Here is an 18,742-nt window from a genome sequence, read left to right as displayed (position 1 = left end):
AAGGGCTCCTCCTCCTACCCCCAGGAGGACCATGTCGCTGCCCAGCAACGTCAGCACCGGGAAGGTCACCGGACAGTTCGTCATCGCCGTGGGCGATGGCCCCGACCCCGAGAACCCCACCGTCACCTACCCGGTACAGGGCACGGTCGACTTCCAAGCGTCCGTGGACTACTGGCCTGACCCCACCGCCACGGCCCCCGTCACGATCCTGTCGGAGATCGTCGTCGGCATCCTGGACGGATCGGGCCGGCTCTGCACGCCGGATCCGGGCGACACGTCAGTCGCCACGGTCCCCTGGGTGAAGCTCATCGCCACCGACGACCCGGACCTCATGGCCCTGAACTGGACGTGGAAGGTCACCTACAAGTTCCTGCCCCGCGGCGGCCGCCCCGTGTCGCAGATCCCATCGCACAGCTTGGCGGTTCCTTCTAATTCCGTGATCGACCTCGCGTCCGTGGTCAAGGTGCCCAGCTCCCCGGGCGTCGGCATCGACCAGGTGACGATCATCGCGGCGCAGGCCTTCGCCTCCGCCAATGCGGCGGCAGGCAGCGCAACAGCGGCAGCTAATTCCGCGACAGCCGCGGCGGGCAGCGTCACGGCGGCGAACACCTACACCGACCAGCAAGTGGCACTCCGGGCGCTGCAGGCGCACACACACTTGTGGGCGGACCTGACCAACAAGCCGACCACCTTCGCCCCGATCGTCGGCGCCACCGCCACAACCGCCAAAGCCGGTAACTGGTTCCCGGCATGGACCGAAGTGACGGCCAAACCCGCCACCTTCGCCCCGGCAGCACACACGCACCCGCTCAGTGACGTTACGGTCACGGAAATCCCGGACGCCGCCGACCTGGACACCTACGTAACCTCAGGCTACTACTCCCAAAGCCAGGTGGCAGATGCGGTATCCGGGCTGAACTATCCTCTGCCTCAGGCGGGGCTGCTGGAGGTCGTCACCTTCGGCGTGTTCACCTTCCAGTGGTACACCGGCTACGCCACCCAATACCGGAAATTCTGGCGCACCAAGTACTCCACCTTCCCCTTCAACGCATGGCAGGAAGTCGCCCCGGTAAACCACACCCACGCGGCGGCGACTGCCTCAGTGGCGGGCTTCCTGAGCACCACCGACAAGGCGAAGCTGGATAAGAACAGTTACGCCGGCGCAGCGGGCACGGTGGCGGTTGGCATCATCGCTGCCGGGGCCTCGACCTCGATCACAATCACCTACCCTGCTAGCCGGTTCAGTGTCGCGCCGATCCTGAACGTCAACAGCGGGGACGGCCGGGTCACCGTCGGGGCGATCACCGCCAACAGCGCAACCAGCGCCACCGTCACGCTCAACAACTACACCGCCGCAGCGTCCGTCGCAGCCACCGCGCAATGGCAAGCCCGGCAGATGACCAGCACGACGGCCGCCGGATGACCCCGGCCCACGAACTAAGGAGAAAATCCATGCGACATGCCCTGCTGAAACTCTGGCTCCGAGTTCAGGAACCCCGGGCGCTGTCAGCGATTTACTTCTTCGCCTACCTGGCCGTAACCGTACTCGGCCTGGCAGTCATGTCCGACCCGCCCCGTACGATCCAAGGCACCCTCGGGCAGACGCTCGTGGCGTGTTGGGCCGGGATGCTCGTGGTCGGCGGCGGCATCGGCGCGTGCACCGTACTACAAGGCGTCTGGTGGCTCGAACGGGCCGGGGCGATCCTCTGCATGTTCGCGATGGGCATCTACGGCACCGCTTACTGGGGAATCCCCATCAGCCAAGTCAGCCTCCGTGTCGCCTCAATCTGCTTCGTCGTCTTCGCCATCCTCGCGTTCGCGGCCCGCCTGGTGAAAACCCGGCATTACGCCTACGACCCCGAAAAGTAGGTAACAGATGGACGGAACACAGATCCTCGTCGCGGTCCTCGGCGTCGTAGGCAGCAGTGGGTTCCTCGTCGCGCTCGTGAACGGCGTCGTGAAGGTTGCCAACGGCACTGCCGGGCGCGAGAGGATCCGCAACATCAGCATGAAAGAGCAGCGTAACGAGGCGTGGGCCGACGCCGAACGGGAACGGGACCGCGCCGACCTCGAAGCCCACAACCGGCGCCTGACGGAAGAATACGCCTCGGAGCTGCGCCGCGACTGCACCGAGCACGGCATGAGCGGCCGGGAACTCCGGCCCTGGCCGAAGCTCAAGAAACCCCCACCAGACAAGCAGGAGCAGCCATGATCGCCATCACCACGGCCCTCACCAACTGGATACCCCAGGTGGTCAGCCGGTACCTCAACGAGGACTGGAACCCGACGAACCAGGGCTTCGGCGCGCAGTGCTGGGACGTCCCGGCGAACTGGTCCAAGTACCTCGGCCTGCCCGTGATCAGCACGAACGGCAAGGGCCGCTGGCCGGGCTGGGCCGGGAACATGGTGGACGCCTTCCCACAGAGCCCGGCGATCGCAGCCGCGTACGAGCTGCTGCCACCGAGCGCCACTGTTCTCGGTGGGGACATCCTCGTCTGGGACGACAGCAACAAAGCGGTCTACCCCAAGACCCACGTCGCGGTGGCCGTCCGGGACCTGGGCGCCATGCTGCTGTGCATCAGCCAGAACAGCTCCGCCTCGCTGCCGGGTAACCCGTACCCGCAGTGGACCACCGGCCCCACCATCCTCCAGCACCTCCCCCGCAAGGGACTGCTCGGCATCATCCGCCCCCGCACCGGCATCAACCCACAAAGCACAACTACATCCGAGGAGGATGACGTGAGCGCACAAGAAGTACTCTCCTGGCCCATCGAACGCACGGATGGACAGAAGTCCACCGTTGCCGTCGAGCTCGCCAAGATCGGCCCGGACCTGGGCAAACTGGATACCGTCATTGCCATTCTGTCGGCCATGGCCCCGGAGGTCACCGAGTCCATGCTGAACGACCGCAAGCAAGTCCACAGCCTCGAAGACGTCCGGGCGGCCATCTCCCAGCTTGACGCCCCAACGATCGTCTCGGCGGTGCCGGCCGACCTCGTGAAAAAGGTTCTTGACGGGCTCGCGGAAAGGTTGGCCACGTAATGAACCTTTTGACCTCCATCCTCCGCACACTGGTCCCGTCCCTGTGGGGCAGCTTCATCACCTGGCTGATTCTGCTGCTGCCCGCCCTTGCTCCGCTGCAGGACCAGCTCCTCGGGCTGGCCAACGTCCTGCTGCCCATAATCACCGCGGTGATCGTGGGCGCCTGGTACGCCTTCTGGCGGTGGCTGGAACCGCGGCTGCCTGACTGGCTGATCCGGGCCGTCCTCGGCTCCGCAAAAGCCCCCACCTACTTGGGTAAGCACACCGCCGGACTCGTCACCGTCATTCCCGGGAACATCACCATCACCAATGCTGGCGAGATGGTCCCCGACGGCGATCTGCGAGCCCGTATGGAACGGGTGGCACGGCAAACCCCTCGCGCCTAAGCCCCAAACAAGCTGCCCCCATCTTCCTTCGGGAAGGTGGGGGCCGTTTGTCCTTATGGGTGTGTCCCGCACATTTCGCTGGGGCGAGATACAGCACCTACGTCTTTATCCGAACAACCTGCGGACGTTTGATGAAACGTCGAGGGGCTCCACCGCAGATTCATCGCCCTCTTGCTCGATGCCGGGGATCCATTCTCTCAGAAAGTCCGGACGCATCCCCAGATCATTGGCAGCCCTCATGTACGGCGACCTCCCGTACTTGGCGACCAGGGCCTGTCGAAGAAGCAATGGTTTCTCATTCCCTACATGGACAGGTTCCGATTTCCTCCAACCCTTGTACGACATCTGAACCATTAGCGATTTCCGCCGCGCTTCAGATAGGTTACCCAGCGAATAGCCGCGGCTGATCAGGGCAGCAATGGAAAGACCCCATTGAGCCTTGAGCGCCAGGTATCCATTGAGTGACAGCTCATCTTGGATCGATTCCTTGGCTGCCACATCGGGGAAGAGGAGTGCGCCCGCAAATCGATGCGCTTCACGCTCCTTGATCTTGTCGAGCACCCACGGCCGGCGGGAGTGAAGGACCAAATGCCCTAGTTCGTGGGCCTTCGTGAAGCGATCGCGGTCGCCCGGCTGGCCCGGAATGTAACCGATGACAGGCCGCTGCGATTCCGGGTTCGGCCGAGATATTCCATCATGCCCCGACATGAGGTTCGACGGGTCTCCATCTTCGACTAAGGGAACAGTCGCAATTCCCTGGCGTTCCATGGCCCGGGTAAGATTCCGGACCGGGTCCCCGGCCTCTAGTCTCAGAGCTCGGCGAGTGGCATCTGCAAAGTACTCGATGTCGTCCCCGCTCAGGTCATCTTCAGCTAGTGGCAGGCTCGGCACCGCGAAATCGAGGGCATCACCCAGGGCTGAGCTGATACGTTCAGCCTCGCCAAAGCGAGCGATAGCGGCGTCCCTACTCGCCGCTGAAGAAGAGGCCAGCTTGCGGAAGGTCGGGGCAAATCTCGGATCAGCAGGTTCCATATCAAAATAAGACATTGGCATTCGGGTGGCTGAGGACAGCACGGTCACAGCCGCGTCCGTTACAGAGCGCTCTCCCTTCTCCATCAAGGAGATTTGGGATTGACTGATGCCCGAAACGGAGGCGAGTTCCGTTTGATTAATGCCAAGAAGGTGTCGCAGAGTGGTAATGCGCTTACCCCGCGTGGCCGCTTGCATCGTTGTCGTTCTCCTCATTTGCAATGTGAATATTGAGCAGGTCTTCGTTGTCGTCGTCTTCTACGTCGAAGGCCAGGCTCTCAAAGGTGGACTGGGCAGGGGCCAGTTCCAGGCACAGGTCGATCGGCGTCTTCGAGCCGTACTTGACTGCCCCCACGGGACGCACTGCTCGGATCTCGAAGGTCCCGTCCCCGTTCTCGTGCCAAAGCCCCAGCATCTGGTGTGCACGCTTACCGAAAAGGGCATCGTCACCGACGTCTTCAATCAGAGAATTCGACCAATACATCCTACGCGCCCGATTGTGCCCGGCACCTGGCACTGAACGGACGGGCGGCTTACCATCCTTCAACATCCTGACGATGATGTCCCCTGCCCCGTTGACCAGCATCAGCTGTCCGTTTAGAGCCAGGTTCCCGCGAACGTCCCAATCCCCCAGATCCGACGCATCGAGTGCGTCCCGAACTGCCGCCCGCATATTGGCGGACCGGAGCCACCCGTGCTCATGAGTCCGCAGATTCGCGGGAAGATAGTTGTCGATCAGTTCGGCGCTTCCGGCGAAGGCCTCGTGAAGTGGTTCCACGAGCCCCACGAACTCACTATGGATGTAATGCACCGCTGGTTCGATTGATGTCATATCCGGCCCCTTTCTCGGTTCCTGCAATAATATTGCACCTAAAGCTAACAGGGTTGTCGTTGCTCCGCAACGCAGCACCTGCAACGTTCGAGCAGCACTGAACTGCACAGAAGTGAGGCCGCGTTTTGTTGGGTTGCATGACAGGGGATTACACTTGGTGCGCCGGGCCCCAGTAGCTCAGGGGATAGAGCAGAGGCTTTCTAATCCTCCGGTCGGGGGTTCGATTCCCTCCTGGGGCACAGGGTCGCCCCCTAGGAGCGTTCAGCTCCTAGGGGGCGCTTTTTTCTTGCCTTTTCGGCTTTGGCTTCTTCCCTGGCCGTCTCACGATTCACTGCCGCAACGGACTTGAACCGCAGGTGAATTTCGTATTCCCGAGGGTGGACCATGTTGAGAAGGAGATTGAGCGCAGCCCGGCTGTCAGCGAGGGTCGGGTACGTCCGGCACGCTTCTTCAGCAGTTGGCTTGCGACCATCCATTATTGAGTCCACGCCTTCACGGAATTCCAACATTGTGTTTAGGACTACCACGGAGTAGCTGGCGACCCGCTGGTCCGCCGCTCCAGCCACCATCATCCCGGCAGCGTGCGCTGCCCTCTGGTTGAGCGTGATCGATTCACTGCTCGAGTTGCGTTGCTCCTGGTTCATTTTGGGGAACAGGTCGACTACCTGGCCAAGCCGGTCCACGAAGAGATATCCGGCCGCAACGAATGTCATTACGTCCTTGCGCGTCTGGGCCACGCGGGCGGATCGTTCCTTGAAGACTTGGGCTATGGTCTGGATCATTCCGCCAATCACGACTCCGCTCAGTCCAATGATGGCGGGCGTGTAGTCCGGGGCTGGGGCGGCGGCCTGTTCGGCAGCGGAGATGAGATTCTGCAACATGGTCTCAGGGTAACGGCCCGCCACGCGCTGACCGTGCTAGGCCGCCGTCGCCAGGCGCCGGCGGCCGGACCGGTCAGGTAGTGTGATGGCCGGCAGCTGATCGAAGCCGTGCCGGATCCCTTCGGGCCGAAGCTTGAGATAGATTGTCGTGGTGTCCATGTTCGAGTGCCGCATGCTCCGCTGGACGACGAAGTCGCTGACGCCGGCCTCGTGCATCTCGGTGGCCAGGGCGGCTCGTAGGTCGTGGGGGCGGTGCTTGAGTCCAGCCCGCTTGATCGCTTCCCCGATGATGCCTGACACGGAGTTGCCCGTGATGTGTCCCTCGCCCGCGGCGTACATTCGGTTGGCTGTCCGGTTCGGGAACCAGTACCCGGTCCGGGGCATGTCCAGGAACAGGGGCCACGCGGCCAGCGGGACGGGCAGCGTCGCGTCCTTACGCCCCTTCCCGACCGTGGATAGCGTCCGGGTCTCCCAGTCCACGTCAGAGCCGTTCACGGCCGCGATCTCCGATACCCGCAGGCCGAGGTAGTAGTGCAGCGCGACCATAGCCCGGGTCTTCCGGTAGATCCCACCCGACAGCAGTGTGTTGATCTCCGCGATCGTGAACGGATTGGGCTCACGCTTCCTCGTGGCCACCCTGGGCAACCGGTACGCCGGGTTGTCGGCGCGCAGCTGCTCGTCCTGCAACCAAGCGAAGAACGTATGAAGCCCCGAGCGGCGATGCACACGCGTCGAATTGGACCAGTTCTGAGCAGCCGTCCACACGATCAGCTCTTTCCTGGTCACCGTACCGAGATCTCCGACGCCGCGCGCCAGTTGCCGGATGAAGATCAGGCGCTCGCGGATGGTCTTCTCGGTAAGGTCGGCGGCTTTCATGCAGGCTGTCCAGTATTCGAGCGTGTCGTGCGTGTTCAATTGTTCCCCCGGGATAGTGTTTGCGGTCGCTACGTGTTTTACACGGTTCCGGCCGGGTTTTCCTCTCTATATTCTGGAAGGTTTGCAGGCCTTGGGCCTGCTCTGCAGGCCACCTGACCTGCGGTTTTACTGATACCGCAGAGGGAGCAGAGGGAGTTGGGAGGTGAGACTTCTGCCTGATAGCCCGGCCAAAAACACATGGGTGTGTTGATGGCAGGGCATTTCAGACAGAAATCAGAACTTCTGGACACCGCGTCGGTCACGTCGGTCGTCGGTCGGATCGTCATCTGGCCCACGGCATTACTCGTGGGCAGTGGCGGCATCCTCCACCAGGAACAGTGGAGGGCGGTATGTGTGCAGATCTGGCGACCCGGCTGGGTCCACTGTAGGCGCTGGCACTTCTTCGATTCCACGGGATTGCTCTTCCGGGTGAACACCCTGCCTGCACACGCGACATTGGAACTGGCTCTAACCCAGTAATCAGCCCATGGAGTCGCGGGCTTAGCGTGTTGTGTGGCTGCTGCCAGGCGGGGTAGCCGTACCGCCTCGGTATGCAGGCAGCACAGCTTTTTGGGTATGGAAAAGGCGGGCAGCAGAAGATAGACTGATGCCGCAGCCAGAGTTCCGTAGCCGGGAGCTGGTTGCCATAGCCGGCCGGATGTTCAAGCATCCGGCCGGCATTTACTTTTAAGTTCGTGTGGGTTTAAGCGGCGGCCTCGATGACCGGCTCAACCGAAGGGAGCCAGAGGACGAGGAACGGGCCCAGGTGGAAGCGGTGCACAACCTCGTCAGAGGAGAGCACGCTGAACATTCCGTCCTGGGCAAGGAACCAGAAGTCCATACCGCCGCTGTCGCCCGGGCGTTTTTGCATGGAAAGTAATCGGTCGTCCTCGCGGGGGCTGAGCCCCTGCGGGTCGGCAAGGAGTACGGAGTGAGCTGGCAGCGCGTCGAGCTCGTCCTCAGTCGTGAGGAGATCGCCGACGGAGGCTCGCGTCATTGCGGCGCTCACGCGGCGATCTCCAAGGGGGCATCTTCAAAGGGGCGGAAGGGGCGAAGCGTCAGGACATTGCCAGCTGAAACGCCAACCTTGTAATCCGCCGGTCGGGGGTTCGATTCCCTCCTGGGGCACTCAAAAGAGGCTCTGACCTGCATGACGCAGGTCAGGGCCTCTTCCCATGTCGGCACCCTAGATCCATTTGTTGTGTTTGAACGTCCAAAACAGCACCAGGCCCATCCCCATCATCAGGCCCAGGGCCATCGGGTAGCCGAAAACCCAGTCAAGTTCAGGCATGGTCCGGAAGTTCATTCCGTATATGGTGCCGATGAGGGTCGGAGCGAACAAGATCGCAGCCCACGAGGAAATCCTCTTGACCTGTTCGTTCTGGGCGAAGCTCGATTCGGTCAGCAACCGCATTTCGTCGTTCTGGCGCTGCGCCACGAGGGCTGCATTGACCGCCAGCGCATTCTGCAACAACGCCCGGAAAGCCGTGATCCGGTCGCTCAGCCGCAGGGCATGGTCCAGGACATCCCGGAAGTGGTCCTGCAGCTCCGGGCCGGGCTGGCGGTCCTTCGACTCCCCCATCAAAGACTGCAGGATTGCGGTCAGCGGCGCCGTGGCCCGCTGGAACGTGATGACCTGCCGTGAGAGCTCGTAGATCCTGCGCGACACGCCCGGATCAGCCGCAAACAGATCGTCCTCTATTTCGTCGATGTCGTTCTCCAGTCCGGCGGCGACCGGCTCGTACTCGTCGACCACCTGATCAAGGATCGCGTAGAGGACCGCGTCAGGTCCCAGAGCCAGGAATTCCGGATCGGCTTCCATCCGGCGTCGAACCCGGGCCAGGTCCGGAGACTCGGCCCGGCGGACGGTGACAACGAAGTCCGCCCCGGTGAAGACATGGATCTCGCCGAACTCGACTTTTTCCAAGTCGTCGAGATAGCGGGCCGGCCGCAGCACCAGGAACAGCGTCTCGCCGTAGTGTTCGAGCTTCGCGCGCTGGTGGCCGGCGAGCGCATCCTCCACGGCCAGATGGTTGAGGTCAAATTCTTCGGCAACCGAACGGAGTTCCTCCGCTTCCGGCCGGTAGAGCCCGATCCAGGCCATGCCCTGGCGCTGCCGCAGGACGAAGTACGTCTCGTCCAGGCCTCCCGGGTCGGCAGTCCGGTGGCCGTCCACGTACACGGCGTTATCCACGATGGTCACGGCCGCGCCTCCTTCGCCGGAATTCCCTTGGCTGCGACGCTATACCGTCGGATCCCGGGTGCCAACAGCCACGGACTCGTCTTCCGGCGCACACTGCCCCGGACTAATATTCGGCTTAGGCCGATCGGCCGATATCCTTCCACCATGGAGGCGAAGATGTTGGGCGAAACCAGTGTGCACACCACCCCGCCCGCGCTGGATCTGGAGCGGGCAAAGAAGTGGTATCAGGAGAAGCTGGGCCTGACCCCGGCCGAGGAAAACACAGCCGGCATCCGATACGAGGCCGGCCGAGGGACATCATTCTTTGGCTATCCCACCCCCAACACGAGCCGCGGCGGCCACACCCAGATGGGATTCCGGGCGGCGGACCTGACCGCGGAGATGACGGCACTCCGCGGCACCGGCGTCGCGTTCGAGGACTACGACCTGCCGGGGTTCAAGACCGTGGACGGAGTCGCCGAAGTGGACGGCCAGCGTGCCTCGTTCTTCAAGGACAGCGAAGACAACATCCTCGGACTCATCGAATCCGCCTTACCATTCCTCGACCGGTTCCGGGCGCCGACATGTTGCAGCGCCCTTGATGGCTTGCGCACGGCTATCGTCAGCAGGCTTATGATTGAGGGGAACAGGCGGGGATCGGATGACCGGCGCCCTGCCGCGAACGGCGCCCTCCGGCGTCGAGCCGCTCGTCCCGCGCGTCGGGACGACTCTTGAAAGGTATGGCCGCCATGACCCAGACACCCCGGGAATCCGATCCCAGCAATCCGGTGACGGCCCCACAGCACGGAACCGCCGGCGCCGGCGGATACGCCGAGGATAGCTACAGCCCGCGGGCCCCGGCCGACGGAGCCGTGTTGGTCCCGGACCGCGAAGCCGAGACCGCCGGCCCCGCCGCCGGGGCCGAACCGCACCAGGTTACCCGCGCCGGAATGGTCTGGGCCGCTGTCGCCAGCGCTCTCGTGGTGCTGATCGTGCTGATCGCCTTCATCCTGCAGAACCAGGACTACGTCCGGGTGAAGTTCTTCGGGCTCGAGGGAGACGTCGCGCAGGGCATCGCGTTGTTCATCGCCGCCGTTGGTGGCGGCGTCCTGGTCGCCATCGCCGGCGCCGTCCGCATCATCCAGCTCCGGCTCGCCGCGCACCGCCAGCGGGTCAAGCCCCGCGGACGCCGCTGAGACGTCAGGTCCCTACGGCAGGGTCAGGATGACCGGTCCGTCCGCCGTGATGGCGACGGTGTGCTCGCTGTGGGCCGCCCGGCGGCCGTTCACCGAACGGAGGGTCCACTCGTCGTCGTCGTGGAAGTAGTCGTCCTTGCCGCCGAGGATCAGCATCGGCTCGATGGCGATCACCAGGCCCTCCGTCAGCTTGATGCCGCGGCCGGGCCTGCCGTCATTGGGGACATCGGGTTCGGCGTGCATGGTCTTGCCGATCCCGTGGCCGCCGTGGTCTGCCAGCAGTCCGTAGCCGGCGCGGCGTGACGCCCCGCCGATCGCGTAGCCCAGGTCGCCCATCTTGTTCCCGATCCGGGCGGCTTCGATGCCGCGGGCCAGGGCGGCTTCCGTCGCCTCAATCAGGGCATGGTCCACGGGGTCTGCCGTCCCCACGATGAAGCTGACGGCCGCGTCGCCGCACCAGCCTTCGAGGAACGCACCGCAGTCGACGCTGAGCAGGTCGCCGTCCTGCAGGCGGTAGTCGTTGGGAATGCCGTGCACGACGGCGTCATTGACGCTCGTGCAGATCACGCCGGGGAACGGGACCGAGGCCCAGCGCGGCCGGTAGTTCAGGAAGGCGGGGGTCGCTCCGGCGTCGGAAATCGACGCCGCGGCCAGCCCGTCCAGATCCTTCAGGGAGACCCCTACGGCGGCCGCGTCCCGGACCTTCGCCAGCGTGTTCGCTACCACCCGGCCTGCCGCGCGCATCAGGACAATCTCGGCTGGACTCTTGATCATTGACATGGCTTCAACTCTAGGGCCAGCCGGGCCGTGGCTAAAGTGGCCTCATGGCCACTGCTGAACTGATCGCCGACATCCGCTCCCGGCTGCAGGCCGCGGCCGATCCCGTCCGCGCAGCCGGGGCGCAGGCCTACATGAAATCGGAGATGCCCTCGCTGGGCGTGCGTGTCCCGGAGGTCCGCCGGATGGTCAAGGCCGCCGCCGCGCAGCTGCCGCCCGGTTCCCTGGAGGAACTTAAGGCGACCGTGCTGGAGCTCTGGCGTGACGCCGCCTGGCGCGAGGAGCGGTATGCGGCCATCGACCTCACCGGCCTCAGGCCGGCTGCCCGGCAACTGGGCATGCTGCCGGTGTATGAGGAGATCATCCGCAGCGGCGCGTGGTGGGACCTCGTCGACGGCGTGTCCCACCGGCTCTGTGCCCTGTTGCAGGCGCACCGGGAGGACATGTCCCCCGTGTTGCGCTCATGGAGCACGGACGGGGACTTCTGGATCCGGCGCTCCGCCATCACGGCGCAGCTCGGCGCGAAATCCGCCACGGACACCGCCCTGCTCGGTGACGTCATCGGGGCCAATCTGGCCGACCCGGAGTTCTTCATCCGCAAGGCGATCGGCTGGGCCCTAAGGGACTACTCGGACACGGATCCGGACTGGGTCCGTGCGTTTGTGGAGCGGCACCGCACGGAGCTGAGTGCGCTCTCGCGCACGGAAGCCCTCCGGAAGCTGCCCTGACGTGCAGCGCCCGGGAAAACCCTAAATGACAGGGCGGGTGGTGACCGGTTCCTCCGGTTTGCTGAACAGCAGCTTCGTCTTCGGGTCCAGGAAGATCAGGTACAGGGCGAAGAGCAGCGCGATGATGGCCGCGGCATTGCGTGCCAGCGCCAGGGCGAGCCCGAGGTCCGCGGTCTGCAGGTACGGGAAGACTTCCAGCTGGTCCGAGATCGCGTAGACCATAAAGAAGGACACGATGAAGTACAGGGCCTTGACCTGCCAGTCGTCGCGGATGCCCGTGACGGCGAACAGCGGAATGAGCCAGACGACGTACCAGGACTGGATCATCGGGGCAAGGACAACGACGGCGGCGAACGCCAGCGTCAGGCGGCGCATCAGGCGGTCGTGGTCCCCCCGGAAGATCTGCCAGGCGACGATCCCGAGCGCAAGCACTTTGCCGGCGTCGTACACCCACTTGGCCAGCCCCCAGCCGTCGAGTCCGAAGGCGTTGAAGATGGAGGCAACGATGAGGCCGAGCAGGCCGACCGGGGCATACCAGATCCAGATGCTGCCCGGTGCGGACAGGCCGTTGATCCAGCCGAAACCGAAGCCGTTGACCAGGCTCATGGCGTAGAGCAGGGCCAGGCTGATTCCGGCGGTAAGCCCCCAGAAGACGAACTTACGCGGCCAGCTGGCGTTCTTTCCCGCCCACAGCAGGCCGATGAACGGCAGGAAGACGATGGTGATGGGTTTGACCGAGATGGACAGGGTCACCAGCACCAGGCCGAGGATCACCCGGCGCGTCGCGCAGTAGTAGAGCCCGGCGAGGGCCAGGCCGATCATCAGCGCGTCGTTGTGGACGCTCGCGATGAAGTTGGTGAGGAACAGCGGGTTGGCGGCGGTCAGCCACAGCGCACGGTGCGGGTTGACGCCATGCAGCTCGGCAAGTTTGGGCACGTAGATCACGCACAGGACGATGCCGGCCAGCGCGGCGAGCCGGAACAGCATGATGCTCGCTTCCGGGTGCACGTTGGTGGACCAGACGACGAATTGCTCGATCCAGAGGAAGAGCTGGCCGTACGGGACGGGCGCCTCGGTCCACATCTTGTCGGCGCCGAGCTGGAAGTAGTTCGAGAGCGCCGAGATGCCGTTTTCATAGGGGTTGAAGCCTTCCACCATCAGGCGGCCCTGGCCGATGTAGGCGTACACGTCGCGGCTGAACAGCGGGACGGAGAACATCAGCGGAAGCCCCCAGAGCACCACGGCCTGGAGCGTCGCCTTGCGGGCCTCGGCGCCCCAGACACGCACCCGCTGGCCCAGCCGCAGCCAGGACCTGACCAGCAGCATCCCGCCGACAGCCAGGAGGACAATGCACAGGCCGACGCCGACGGCCTCGGTCCGCATCCAGATGAACAGCGGCACCCGGCGGAGTTCCGAAGCCGGCGCGAGCCAGCCGACGCCGAGCGAACCGATCGCCATGAACACTGATCCGATGAACCCGGCCAGGAGCGGGGAACGGGCGTTGTCCACGTCGGCAACAGCCGGCGTCCGGGCGGTGCGGGACGTACCGGCGGCCGCTATCCCCGCCGCAGGTACAGGCGCCGTCATCTCAGGATCGTCCAATCTGTTGTGGGGCGTGAATCCGCCCACAGCCAGTCGTCTGATCCGGCCCGGGGCATGCCGCGATGACGAAAAATTCCGACGGCCGCGTACCCGAAATCCTAGCACCGGACGGCTCCACGGCGACGAAACGGTAGGCTAGGCGCGTGCCTATAACAAACGAACGCATCGTCTGGATCGACTGCGAAATGACCGGCCTGGACACCACGAACGATGCCCTCATCGAGGTGGCCGCCCTGGTGACCGACTCCGAGCTCAACATCCTGGGGGACGGCGTCGACGTCGTCATCAAGCCGGACGACGCCGCGCTTGCCCAGATGAGCGACTTCGTCCGTGACATGCATACCCGCTCCGGCCTGCTCGAGGAACTGGCGCACGGCAAGACCATGGCCGAAGCCCAGACGATTGTGCTGGACTACATCAAGAAGTGGGTGCCGGATCCCAAGAAGGCGCCGCTGGGCGGGAACTCGGTGGGCACCGACCGCGTGTTTCTGGTCCGGGACATGCCGGAACTGGTGGAACACCTGCACTACCGCGTCATCGACGTGAGCACCATCAAGGAGCTGTCCCGGCGCTGGTATGCGCGGGCCTACTTCCAGTCCCCCGCCAAGCTCGGCGGCCACCGCGCCCTCGGCGACATCCAGGATTCCATCGACGAGCTGCGTTATTACCGCGAGGCCGTATTCGTTCCCGCACCCGGACCGGATAGCACCACCGCGCAGCGGATCGCCCGGAAGGTCATGGGAACCGCAGAAGCAGCGCCCGCGGAGTAACCCCGGGGTAATCTGCGCCACTTTCGACGAAAATTTTTGCCGAAAACCGGAAAAGTGGCGCAAGCAGCCCCGAACAGCAGGTAAGCTATTTGTCGTTGCCTTTTCAGCCAGCCGGTTCGCCGGAAGGCGTGGCGGGGCACATGGTGGGCGTAGCTCAGTTGGCAGAGCGCCTGGTTGTGGTCCAGGAGGTCGCGGGTTCAACCCCCGTCGCTCACCCTCATATAGGACGGCAGTATTGTCCGACCTTAGACAAAGGCCGCACCGGAAATCCGGTGCGGCCTTTGTTGTCTGTCCAGTCTCGTCCCAGGATCTGTCAATGGAAGGACCCTCAATGAAGCGCAAGCTCTTTGAAGAAGACCACGAGATGTTCCGCGACATGGCCGCCGAATTCAACGCGCGCGCGATAGCCCCGCACTACGCCCAGTGGGACAAGGACCACATGATGTCCCGGGAACTGTGGAAGTCGGCCGGCGAACAGGGACTGCTGGGTCTCGCGGTTCCGGAGGAATTCGGTGGCCTGGGCATGGACGACTACCGCTACCGGGCCGTCCTGGACGAGGAATTCGCCAAGAGCAACCACCTTGCCGTGGGCCTGGCCTTCCATCTGCACGACGACATGGTCCTCCCCCACCTGCTCGCCTACGGCTCCGATGACCTCAAGGGCCGGTGGCTGCCCGGCATGGTGTCCGGCGAGACTGTCACCTCGATCGCCTGGACCGAGCCCGGCGCCGGCTCCGACCTGCGCGGCATCCGCACCAAGGCTGTCCGCGACGGCGGCGACTGGCTGATCAGCGGCCAGAAGACGTTCATCGGCAACGGCATCTCCGGCGACGCGTCCCTGGTCCTGGCCCGCACCGACGGCAGCACCGGACGGGGTAACCACGACTCGTTCTCCCTCTTTATGGTCCGCAAAGGCGGGGGATACAACACCGGCAAGCAGCTGGACAAGATGGGCCTCAAGGCCTCGGACACCGCGGAGCTGTTCTTCGACAACGTCCGGGTGCCGCACGCGGACCTCGTCGGAGAGGAAGGCAAGGGCCTGCAGTACGCGGCCGAGCAGCTCCCCCAGGGCCGGCTCGCCATCGCAACGGCAAGTTCCGCCGTCGTCCGGGCCATGTATGAGGAGACCGTCCGCTACACGAAGGAACGCAACGCGTTTGGCGAACGGATCATCGACTTCCAGAACAGCCGCTTCGAGCTCGCCGACATCCTCACCGAGGTGGAGGTCACCGAAGCTTACGTGGACCAGGCGATCCTCGCCTTCAACGCCGGGGAACTCGACGCGGCTTCGGCCGCCCGCGCCAAACTGTGGGCGTCCGAGCGCGCCAAGTCCATCACGGACCGGTGCCTCCAGCTGCACGGCGGGTACGGCTACATCATGGAATACCCGGTGGCACAGGCCTACCTCGCCGCCCGGCTCCTGACCATTTTCGGCGGCACCAACGAAATCATGCGCGACGTCGTCGGCCGCACCATCGCCGGCTGACCTGCCGGCAAGCATTTAGAGGAATACACCTGACATGACCGTTCTGCCAGTCACGATCTGGGGCGAGCCCGTGCTGCACCGCCGGGCCGCGGAAGTCGACGCCTTTGACGACGAACTCCGCACCCTGATCGCGGACATGTTCGAGACCAACGACGCCGCCAACGGCGTCGGCCTGGCTGCACCCCAGGTCGGGGTGGGCAAGCGGCTGTTCGTCTACAGATTCGCCAACGACGACGGCGCGCCGGCCTCCGGCGTCGTCGTAAACCCGGTGCTGACCCTATCGAAGGTGTCCGGCGCGCTGCCGGATCCCGACGAGGACGAAGAGGGCTGCCTCTCCTTCCCCGGCGGCCAGTACCCGCTGAAGCGCGCCGAGTGGGCCCGGGTTCAAGGCTTCGATGGCGACGGCAACCCGGTCGATTTCGAGGCCACCGGGTGGTTCGCCCGGGTGATCCAGCACGAGTACGACCACCTCGACGGCAAGCTCTACGTCAACCGGCTGATCGACCGCTACGGCCGCAAGGCCATGAAGCTGGCCAAGAAGAGCGGCTGGGGTGTGCCCGGGCTGACCTGGATGCCGGGTGTGGACCCGGACCCGTTCGGCCACTGACACGGCCGGGCAGGGACGACCCGCCCCCGGTCAGCTCCCCGGCGCGCGGTCGACGGCGGCCAGGATGGCGGCGCCCAGCTCGGCCGGCTTGGTGAACTGCGGCCAGTGCCCGGTGGGCAGGTCAACGTATTCGACGTCGCGGATCCGTCCGAGCTCGGCCACGTACGGGTGGCCGGCCCCGATCATTTCGGCCAGCATCGACGACGGGAACTCGCAGGCGATGACGGTGGCCGGGACGTCATAGCGGCGTTCATCCTGGAGCTGCTGCCGGTCCTGGGCAACACCCAAGGGCTGCGGGATCGCACGGGCGCGGAACATGGCCCGGAGCCCGTCATTCAGGTCGACGAGGTCCTCGTCGTCGAACAGTTCCCACGGCGGCAGCGGCACTTCGCCGCCTTCATCGGGGAGCTCATCGTTGATGACACCGCCCTCGCCCAGCGGGCCGCTGTCCACGTAAACGGCCCGGGCCACCCGGTCCGGGCGGGCATCGACCGCGCCGTGGATGATGGCGCCGCCGCCGGAGTGGCCCACCAGCACCACCGGCGCGTCGAAGGAATCGATCTTCGCCACGACGGCGTCGATGTGGGTGCGCAGGCCGATGCCGGCGCGCGGCGCATCGGCCGACTCCAGGCCCGGCAGCGTCAGAGGGTAGACCTTGTGCCCGGCCGCGGTGAGCGGCGGGGTGACCTCCTCCCATGACGAGGCGTCCAACCAGAATCCGGGTACGAGGATGATGTCCATTCCGGTACCCTACCGTTCGAGTGCCAGCTCCACCACCTGATACGGGTCCTCGCCCGGGACGATGTTGTGCATGGTGCTTGCGCCCTCACCCGGGTGGATGTGGATCTGCCAGCCCCAGTCCGGGCCGGTCGGCGCCGCGAAGGAGCCGTTGAGCCGGAGGACACCGTCCCCGCCGACGGTCCCGGAGAACTGCATCATGGCCCGGCCCGTATGCGAGGAATCCACCCACACCGCCGTGGCCGGCTCCTCGTCGGACGCTCCGCCGGCCAGAAGCAACAGTCCTTCCTGCGGGCTCGCGCCTTCTAACCAGGTTTAGGCGACGCTGGCGAAGTGCGCCGCGGTCACCTCGACTGTGGCTGTGGCCGCCAAGTCCTTGAAATCGTCCGCGGGCATGAGCCGGAGCCCGTTTTTTCCCTGCCAGCTGCCGAGCAGCGGCGTTACGTATTCCACAATGTCCATGCTGCAGTCTACGTAACGATCGTCCGCTGCCCGGGGCACGACGTGAGGATCCTTTTCATGGCTTCCTTCTCCGCTGCCGTGACCCACAGCCCGTACGCCGCCTTGACGGAGATCTGCCGGGCGACGTAGTGGCAGCGGAACGACTTGTTGGGCGGCAGCCAGGTGGCGGCGTCGGAGGCGCTCTTGTCCTGGTTCGCGGGGCCGTCCGCGGCGATCAGGTTGAGTGGATCGTTGGCCAGGAGCTGGCGCTGCTGGGCCGTCAGCTGTTGGGCGCCCTTTTGCCAGGCGTCGCCAAGCGCCACGACGTGGTCGATCTGCACGGCCTTGCTGCTCCCGGCGCCGCGGCGGAAGGAGATGAGCCGGCCCGTATAGGGGTCCTGGAATGTTCCGGCGGCGATCCGGCAGCGGGATCCGTCGGTGAATTGGGTGTCCGCCAGGTCGCGGCGCAGGATGTCGTTCCGCGTGTCGCAGCCGTTGCGGTCCACATCGAACCAGGCCTGGCCGAAGGCGGCCCGGTCGTAGTTATCCTTGGCCGCACGGCCCTTGACGGGGAGGGTTTCCAGCGCGGCGCCCGCGGTTCCCGACGGGACAGGGCGCGGCTGGGAAACCGCCTTCATCCATTCCCCCGCCAGGACGGGTGCCGCGGTGGGCCCTGCGGCCGGTTCAACGGCGGCGAACTGGCCGGTGGTGAAGAACCAGCCCAGCCCGCCGGTCACAACGAGGGCCGCGCCGGCCAGGATCGTCCAGGCCTGGCGGGACCGCCGTCGGGATTGCCGGAACGCACGCCAGGTGACCGTCACGGCGGTGTCTCCTGGCGGCTAAGTTCGTCCACCCTAGAAGGCTACGGCGGGGCACCGACGGCGGGCCCGTTATGCACAGCGTGGAGGAACAGTGCGGTTACTGCTCCTTGACCACCCGCCGGAGGTCCGCTTCGGCAAGGTTCAGCAGTTCCTCCAGCTGCCGGACGCGTGCCTCGTCGATGTCGCCGGTCTCATATTTGGCGCGTGCGTCATCGTGCAGCCGCTTGGCTTCCTTGACGTTCTGGCGGGCCACGTCCAGCGCGTGCTCCAGGGTCGTTTCGTGCTCTACTACCGGGTTCTGTTCCATGG

General features: G+C 65.0%; 24 protein-coding genes and 2 tRNA genes. 13 read left to right on the top strand and 13 right to left on the bottom strand.

Translation table 11 applies throughout. The features are described from left to right. Nucleotides 1-31: 31 nt before the first annotated feature. From ABIB51_RS10050 to ABIB51_RS10030, 5 genes are read left to right on the top strand one after another with little or no spacing between them, the layout of a single operon-like run. Nucleotides 32-1,423 (top strand): pyocin knob domain-containing protein, encoded by a 1,392-nt coding sequence (locus ABIB51_RS10050; protein WP_354187803.1) that lies wholly within the window; start codon nt 32-34, stop codon nt 1,421-1,423. Between the two features lie 29 nt (nt 1,424-1,452). After that, nucleotides 1,453-1,869 carry a hypothetical protein gene (locus ABIB51_RS10045; protein WP_354187802.1) on the top strand — a complete coding sequence of 139 codons (417 nt, stop codon included), beginning with the start codon at nt 1,453-1,455 and terminating at the stop codon, nt 1,867-1,869. A 7-nt stretch (nt 1,870-1,876) separates the two neighbouring features. Beyond that, nucleotides 1,877-2,212: a hypothetical protein gene (locus ABIB51_RS10040; protein ID WP_354187801.1), complete on the top strand. Its 336-nt coding sequence runs from the start codon at nt 1,877-1,879 to the stop codon at nt 2,210-2,212. Further along, nucleotides 2,209-3,042, top strand: a complete 834-nt coding sequence (locus tag ABIB51_RS10035; protein WP_354187800.1) for a hypothetical protein — start codon at nt 2,209-2,211, stop codon at nt 3,040-3,042. The genes ABIB51_RS10040 and ABIB51_RS10035 overlap by 4 nt, the downstream gene beginning before the upstream one ends. Next, the gene (locus tag ABIB51_RS10030; RefSeq protein WP_354187799.1) at nt 3,042-3,428 is read left to right on the top strand and encodes a hypothetical protein; all 387 of its coding nucleotides are present in this window, start codon (nt 3,042-3,044) and stop codon (nt 3,426-3,428) included. The genes ABIB51_RS10035 and ABIB51_RS10030 overlap by 1 nt, the downstream gene beginning before the upstream one ends. A 105-nt stretch (nt 3,429-3,533) precedes the next feature. On the opposite strand, the gene ABIB51_RS10025 is transcribed toward ABIB51_RS10030, so the two are convergent. Both ABIB51_RS10025 and ABIB51_RS10020 read right to left on the bottom strand, forming a co-directional pair. After that, nucleotides 3,534-4,655: a helix-turn-helix domain-containing protein gene (locus ABIB51_RS10025; RefSeq protein WP_354187798.1), complete on the bottom strand. Its 1,122-nt coding sequence runs from the start codon at nt 4,653-4,655 to the stop codon at nt 3,534-3,536. Beyond that, nucleotides 4,633-5,289 (bottom strand): hypothetical protein, encoded by a 657-nt coding sequence (locus ABIB51_RS10020; RefSeq protein ID WP_354187797.1) that lies wholly within the window; start codon nt 5,287-5,289, stop codon nt 4,633-4,635. The genes ABIB51_RS10025 and ABIB51_RS10020 overlap by 23 nt, the downstream gene beginning before the upstream one ends. A gap of 166 nt (nt 5,290-5,455) precedes the next feature. Here ABIB51_RS10020 and ABIB51_RS10015 point away from each other — a divergent pair. After that, nucleotides 5,456-5,528: transfer RNA gene (locus ABIB51_RS10015), tRNA-Arg, on the top strand. Between the two features lie 12 nt (nt 5,529-5,540). Here the strand turns inward: ABIB51_RS10015 and ABIB51_RS10010 are convergent. From ABIB51_RS10010 to ABIB51_RS09995, 4 genes are all read right to left on the bottom strand, one after another. Further along, nucleotides 5,541-6,194: a hypothetical protein gene (locus ABIB51_RS10010; RefSeq protein ID WP_354187796.1), complete on the bottom strand. Its 654-nt coding sequence runs from the start codon at nt 6,192-6,194 to the stop codon at nt 5,541-5,543. Between the two features lie 12 nt (nt 6,195-6,206). Beyond that, the gene (locus ABIB51_RS10005; protein ID WP_354187795.1) at nt 6,207-7,046 is read right to left on the bottom strand and encodes a tyrosine-type recombinase/integrase; all 840 of its coding nucleotides are present in this window, start codon (nt 7,044-7,046) and stop codon (nt 6,207-6,209) included. A gap of 742 nt (nt 7,047-7,788) precedes the next feature. Next, entirely contained in the window at nt 7,789-8,094 is a 306-nt protein-coding gene (locus tag ABIB51_RS10000; RefSeq protein ID WP_354187794.1) for a hypothetical protein, read from the bottom strand. A gap of 177 nt (nt 8,095-8,271) precedes the next feature. Then, the gene (locus tag ABIB51_RS09995; RefSeq protein ID WP_354187793.1) at nt 8,272-9,288 is read right to left on the bottom strand and encodes a magnesium and cobalt transport protein CorA; all 1,017 of its coding nucleotides are present in this window, start codon (nt 9,286-9,288) and stop codon (nt 8,272-8,274) included. Nucleotides 9,289-9,432: 144 nt separating this feature from the next. Here ABIB51_RS09995 and ABIB51_RS09990 point away from each other — a divergent pair, with 144 nt between their 5' ends. Both ABIB51_RS09990 and ABIB51_RS09985 read left to right on the top strand, forming a co-directional pair. Then, on the top strand, nt 9,433-10,002 hold the full coding sequence (locus tag ABIB51_RS09990) for a VOC family protein (protein ID WP_354187792.1): 570 nt from the start codon (nt 9,433-9,435) through the stop codon (nt 10,000-10,002). Nucleotides 10,003-10,016: 14 nt separating this feature from the next. Continuing rightward, complete coding sequence (locus tag ABIB51_RS09985) at nt 10,017-10,463, top strand: LapA family protein (protein ID WP_354187791.1); 447 nt, start codon at nt 10,017-10,019, stop codon at nt 10,461-10,463. 12 nt (nt 10,464-10,475) lie between these two features. On the opposite strand, the gene map is transcribed toward ABIB51_RS09985, so the two are convergent. Continuing rightward, on the bottom strand, nt 10,476-11,243 hold the full coding sequence (map, locus tag ABIB51_RS09980) for a type I methionyl aminopeptidase (RefSeq protein WP_354187790.1): 768 nt from the start codon (nt 11,241-11,243) through the stop codon (nt 10,476-10,478). A 44-nt stretch (nt 11,244-11,287) separates the two neighbouring features. Between map and ABIB51_RS09975 the strand changes: the two genes are divergently transcribed. Continuing rightward, nucleotides 11,288-11,968, top strand: coding sequence for a DNA alkylation repair protein (locus tag ABIB51_RS09975; RefSeq protein ID WP_354187789.1), 681 nt, complete (start codon nt 11,288-11,290; stop codon nt 11,966-11,968). Between the two features lie 21 nt (nt 11,969-11,989). Here the strand turns inward: ABIB51_RS09975 and mptB are convergent, their stop codons facing one another. After that, nucleotides 11,990-13,555 (bottom strand): polyprenol phosphomannose-dependent alpha 1,6 mannosyltransferase MptB, encoded by a 1,566-nt coding sequence (mptB, locus tag ABIB51_RS09970; protein ID WP_354187788.1) that lies wholly within the window; start codon nt 13,553-13,555, stop codon nt 11,990-11,992. Nucleotides 13,556-13,713: 158 nt separating this feature from the next. Here mptB and orn point away from each other — a divergent pair, with 158 nt between their 5' ends. The 4 genes from orn to def all read left to right on the top strand — a co-directional run bounded on the left by orn (nt 13,714) and on the right by def (nt 16,433). Further along, nucleotides 13,714-14,340 (top strand): oligoribonuclease, encoded by a 627-nt coding sequence (gene orn / locus ABIB51_RS09965; protein ID WP_354187787.1) that lies wholly within the window; start codon nt 13,714-13,716, stop codon nt 14,338-14,340. Between the two features lie 143 nt (nt 14,341-14,483). After that, nucleotides 14,484-14,556 (top strand) — tRNA-His (locus ABIB51_RS09960). A 100-nt stretch (nt 14,557-14,656) separates the two neighbouring features. After that, nucleotides 14,657-15,826, top strand: a complete 1,170-nt coding sequence (locus ABIB51_RS09955; RefSeq protein ID WP_354187786.1) for an acyl-CoA dehydrogenase family protein — start codon at nt 14,657-14,659, stop codon at nt 15,824-15,826. 34 nt (nt 15,827-15,860) lie between these two features. Beyond that, entirely contained in the window at nt 15,861-16,433 is a 573-nt protein-coding gene (gene def, locus ABIB51_RS09950) for a peptide deformylase (protein ID WP_354187785.1), read from the top strand. Nucleotides 16,434-16,463: 30 nt separating this feature from the next. On the opposite strand, the gene ABIB51_RS09945 is transcribed toward def, so the two are convergent. From ABIB51_RS09945 to ABIB51_RS09925, 5 genes are all read right to left on the bottom strand, one after another. Then, complete coding sequence (locus tag ABIB51_RS09945) at nt 16,464-17,174, bottom strand: alpha/beta fold hydrolase (protein WP_354187784.1); 711 nt, start codon at nt 17,172-17,174, stop codon at nt 16,464-16,466. A 9-nt stretch (nt 17,175-17,183) separates the two neighbouring features. Continuing rightward, nucleotides 17,184-17,450 (bottom strand): hypothetical protein, encoded by a 267-nt coding sequence (locus ABIB51_RS09940; protein WP_354187783.1) that lies wholly within the window; start codon nt 17,448-17,450, stop codon nt 17,184-17,186. A gap of 36 nt (nt 17,451-17,486) precedes the next feature. Continuing rightward, nucleotides 17,487-17,633 carry a hypothetical protein gene (locus ABIB51_RS09935; RefSeq protein ID WP_354187782.1) on the bottom strand — a complete coding sequence of 49 codons (147 nt, stop codon included), beginning with the start codon at nt 17,631-17,633 and terminating at the stop codon, nt 17,487-17,489. Between the two features lie 8 nt (nt 17,634-17,641). After that, nucleotides 17,642-18,433, bottom strand: coding sequence for an HNH endonuclease family protein (locus ABIB51_RS09930; RefSeq protein WP_354187781.1), 792 nt, complete (start codon nt 18,431-18,433; stop codon nt 17,642-17,644). 97 nt (nt 18,434-18,530) lie between these two features. After that, a complete protein-coding gene (locus ABIB51_RS09925) occupies nt 18,531-18,740 on the bottom strand; it encodes a TolC family protein (RefSeq protein WP_354187780.1) in 210 nt (69 codons plus the stop codon). Nucleotides 18,741-18,742 lie beyond the last annotated feature (2 nt).

Origin of the sequence: Arthrobacter sp. UYCu712 (assembly GCF_040547005.1) — a bacterium.
Lineage (GTDB): Bacteria > Actinomycetota > Actinomycetes > Actinomycetales > Micrococcaceae > Arthrobacter.
This window is presented reverse-complemented; position numbering and strand designations above follow the sequence as displayed.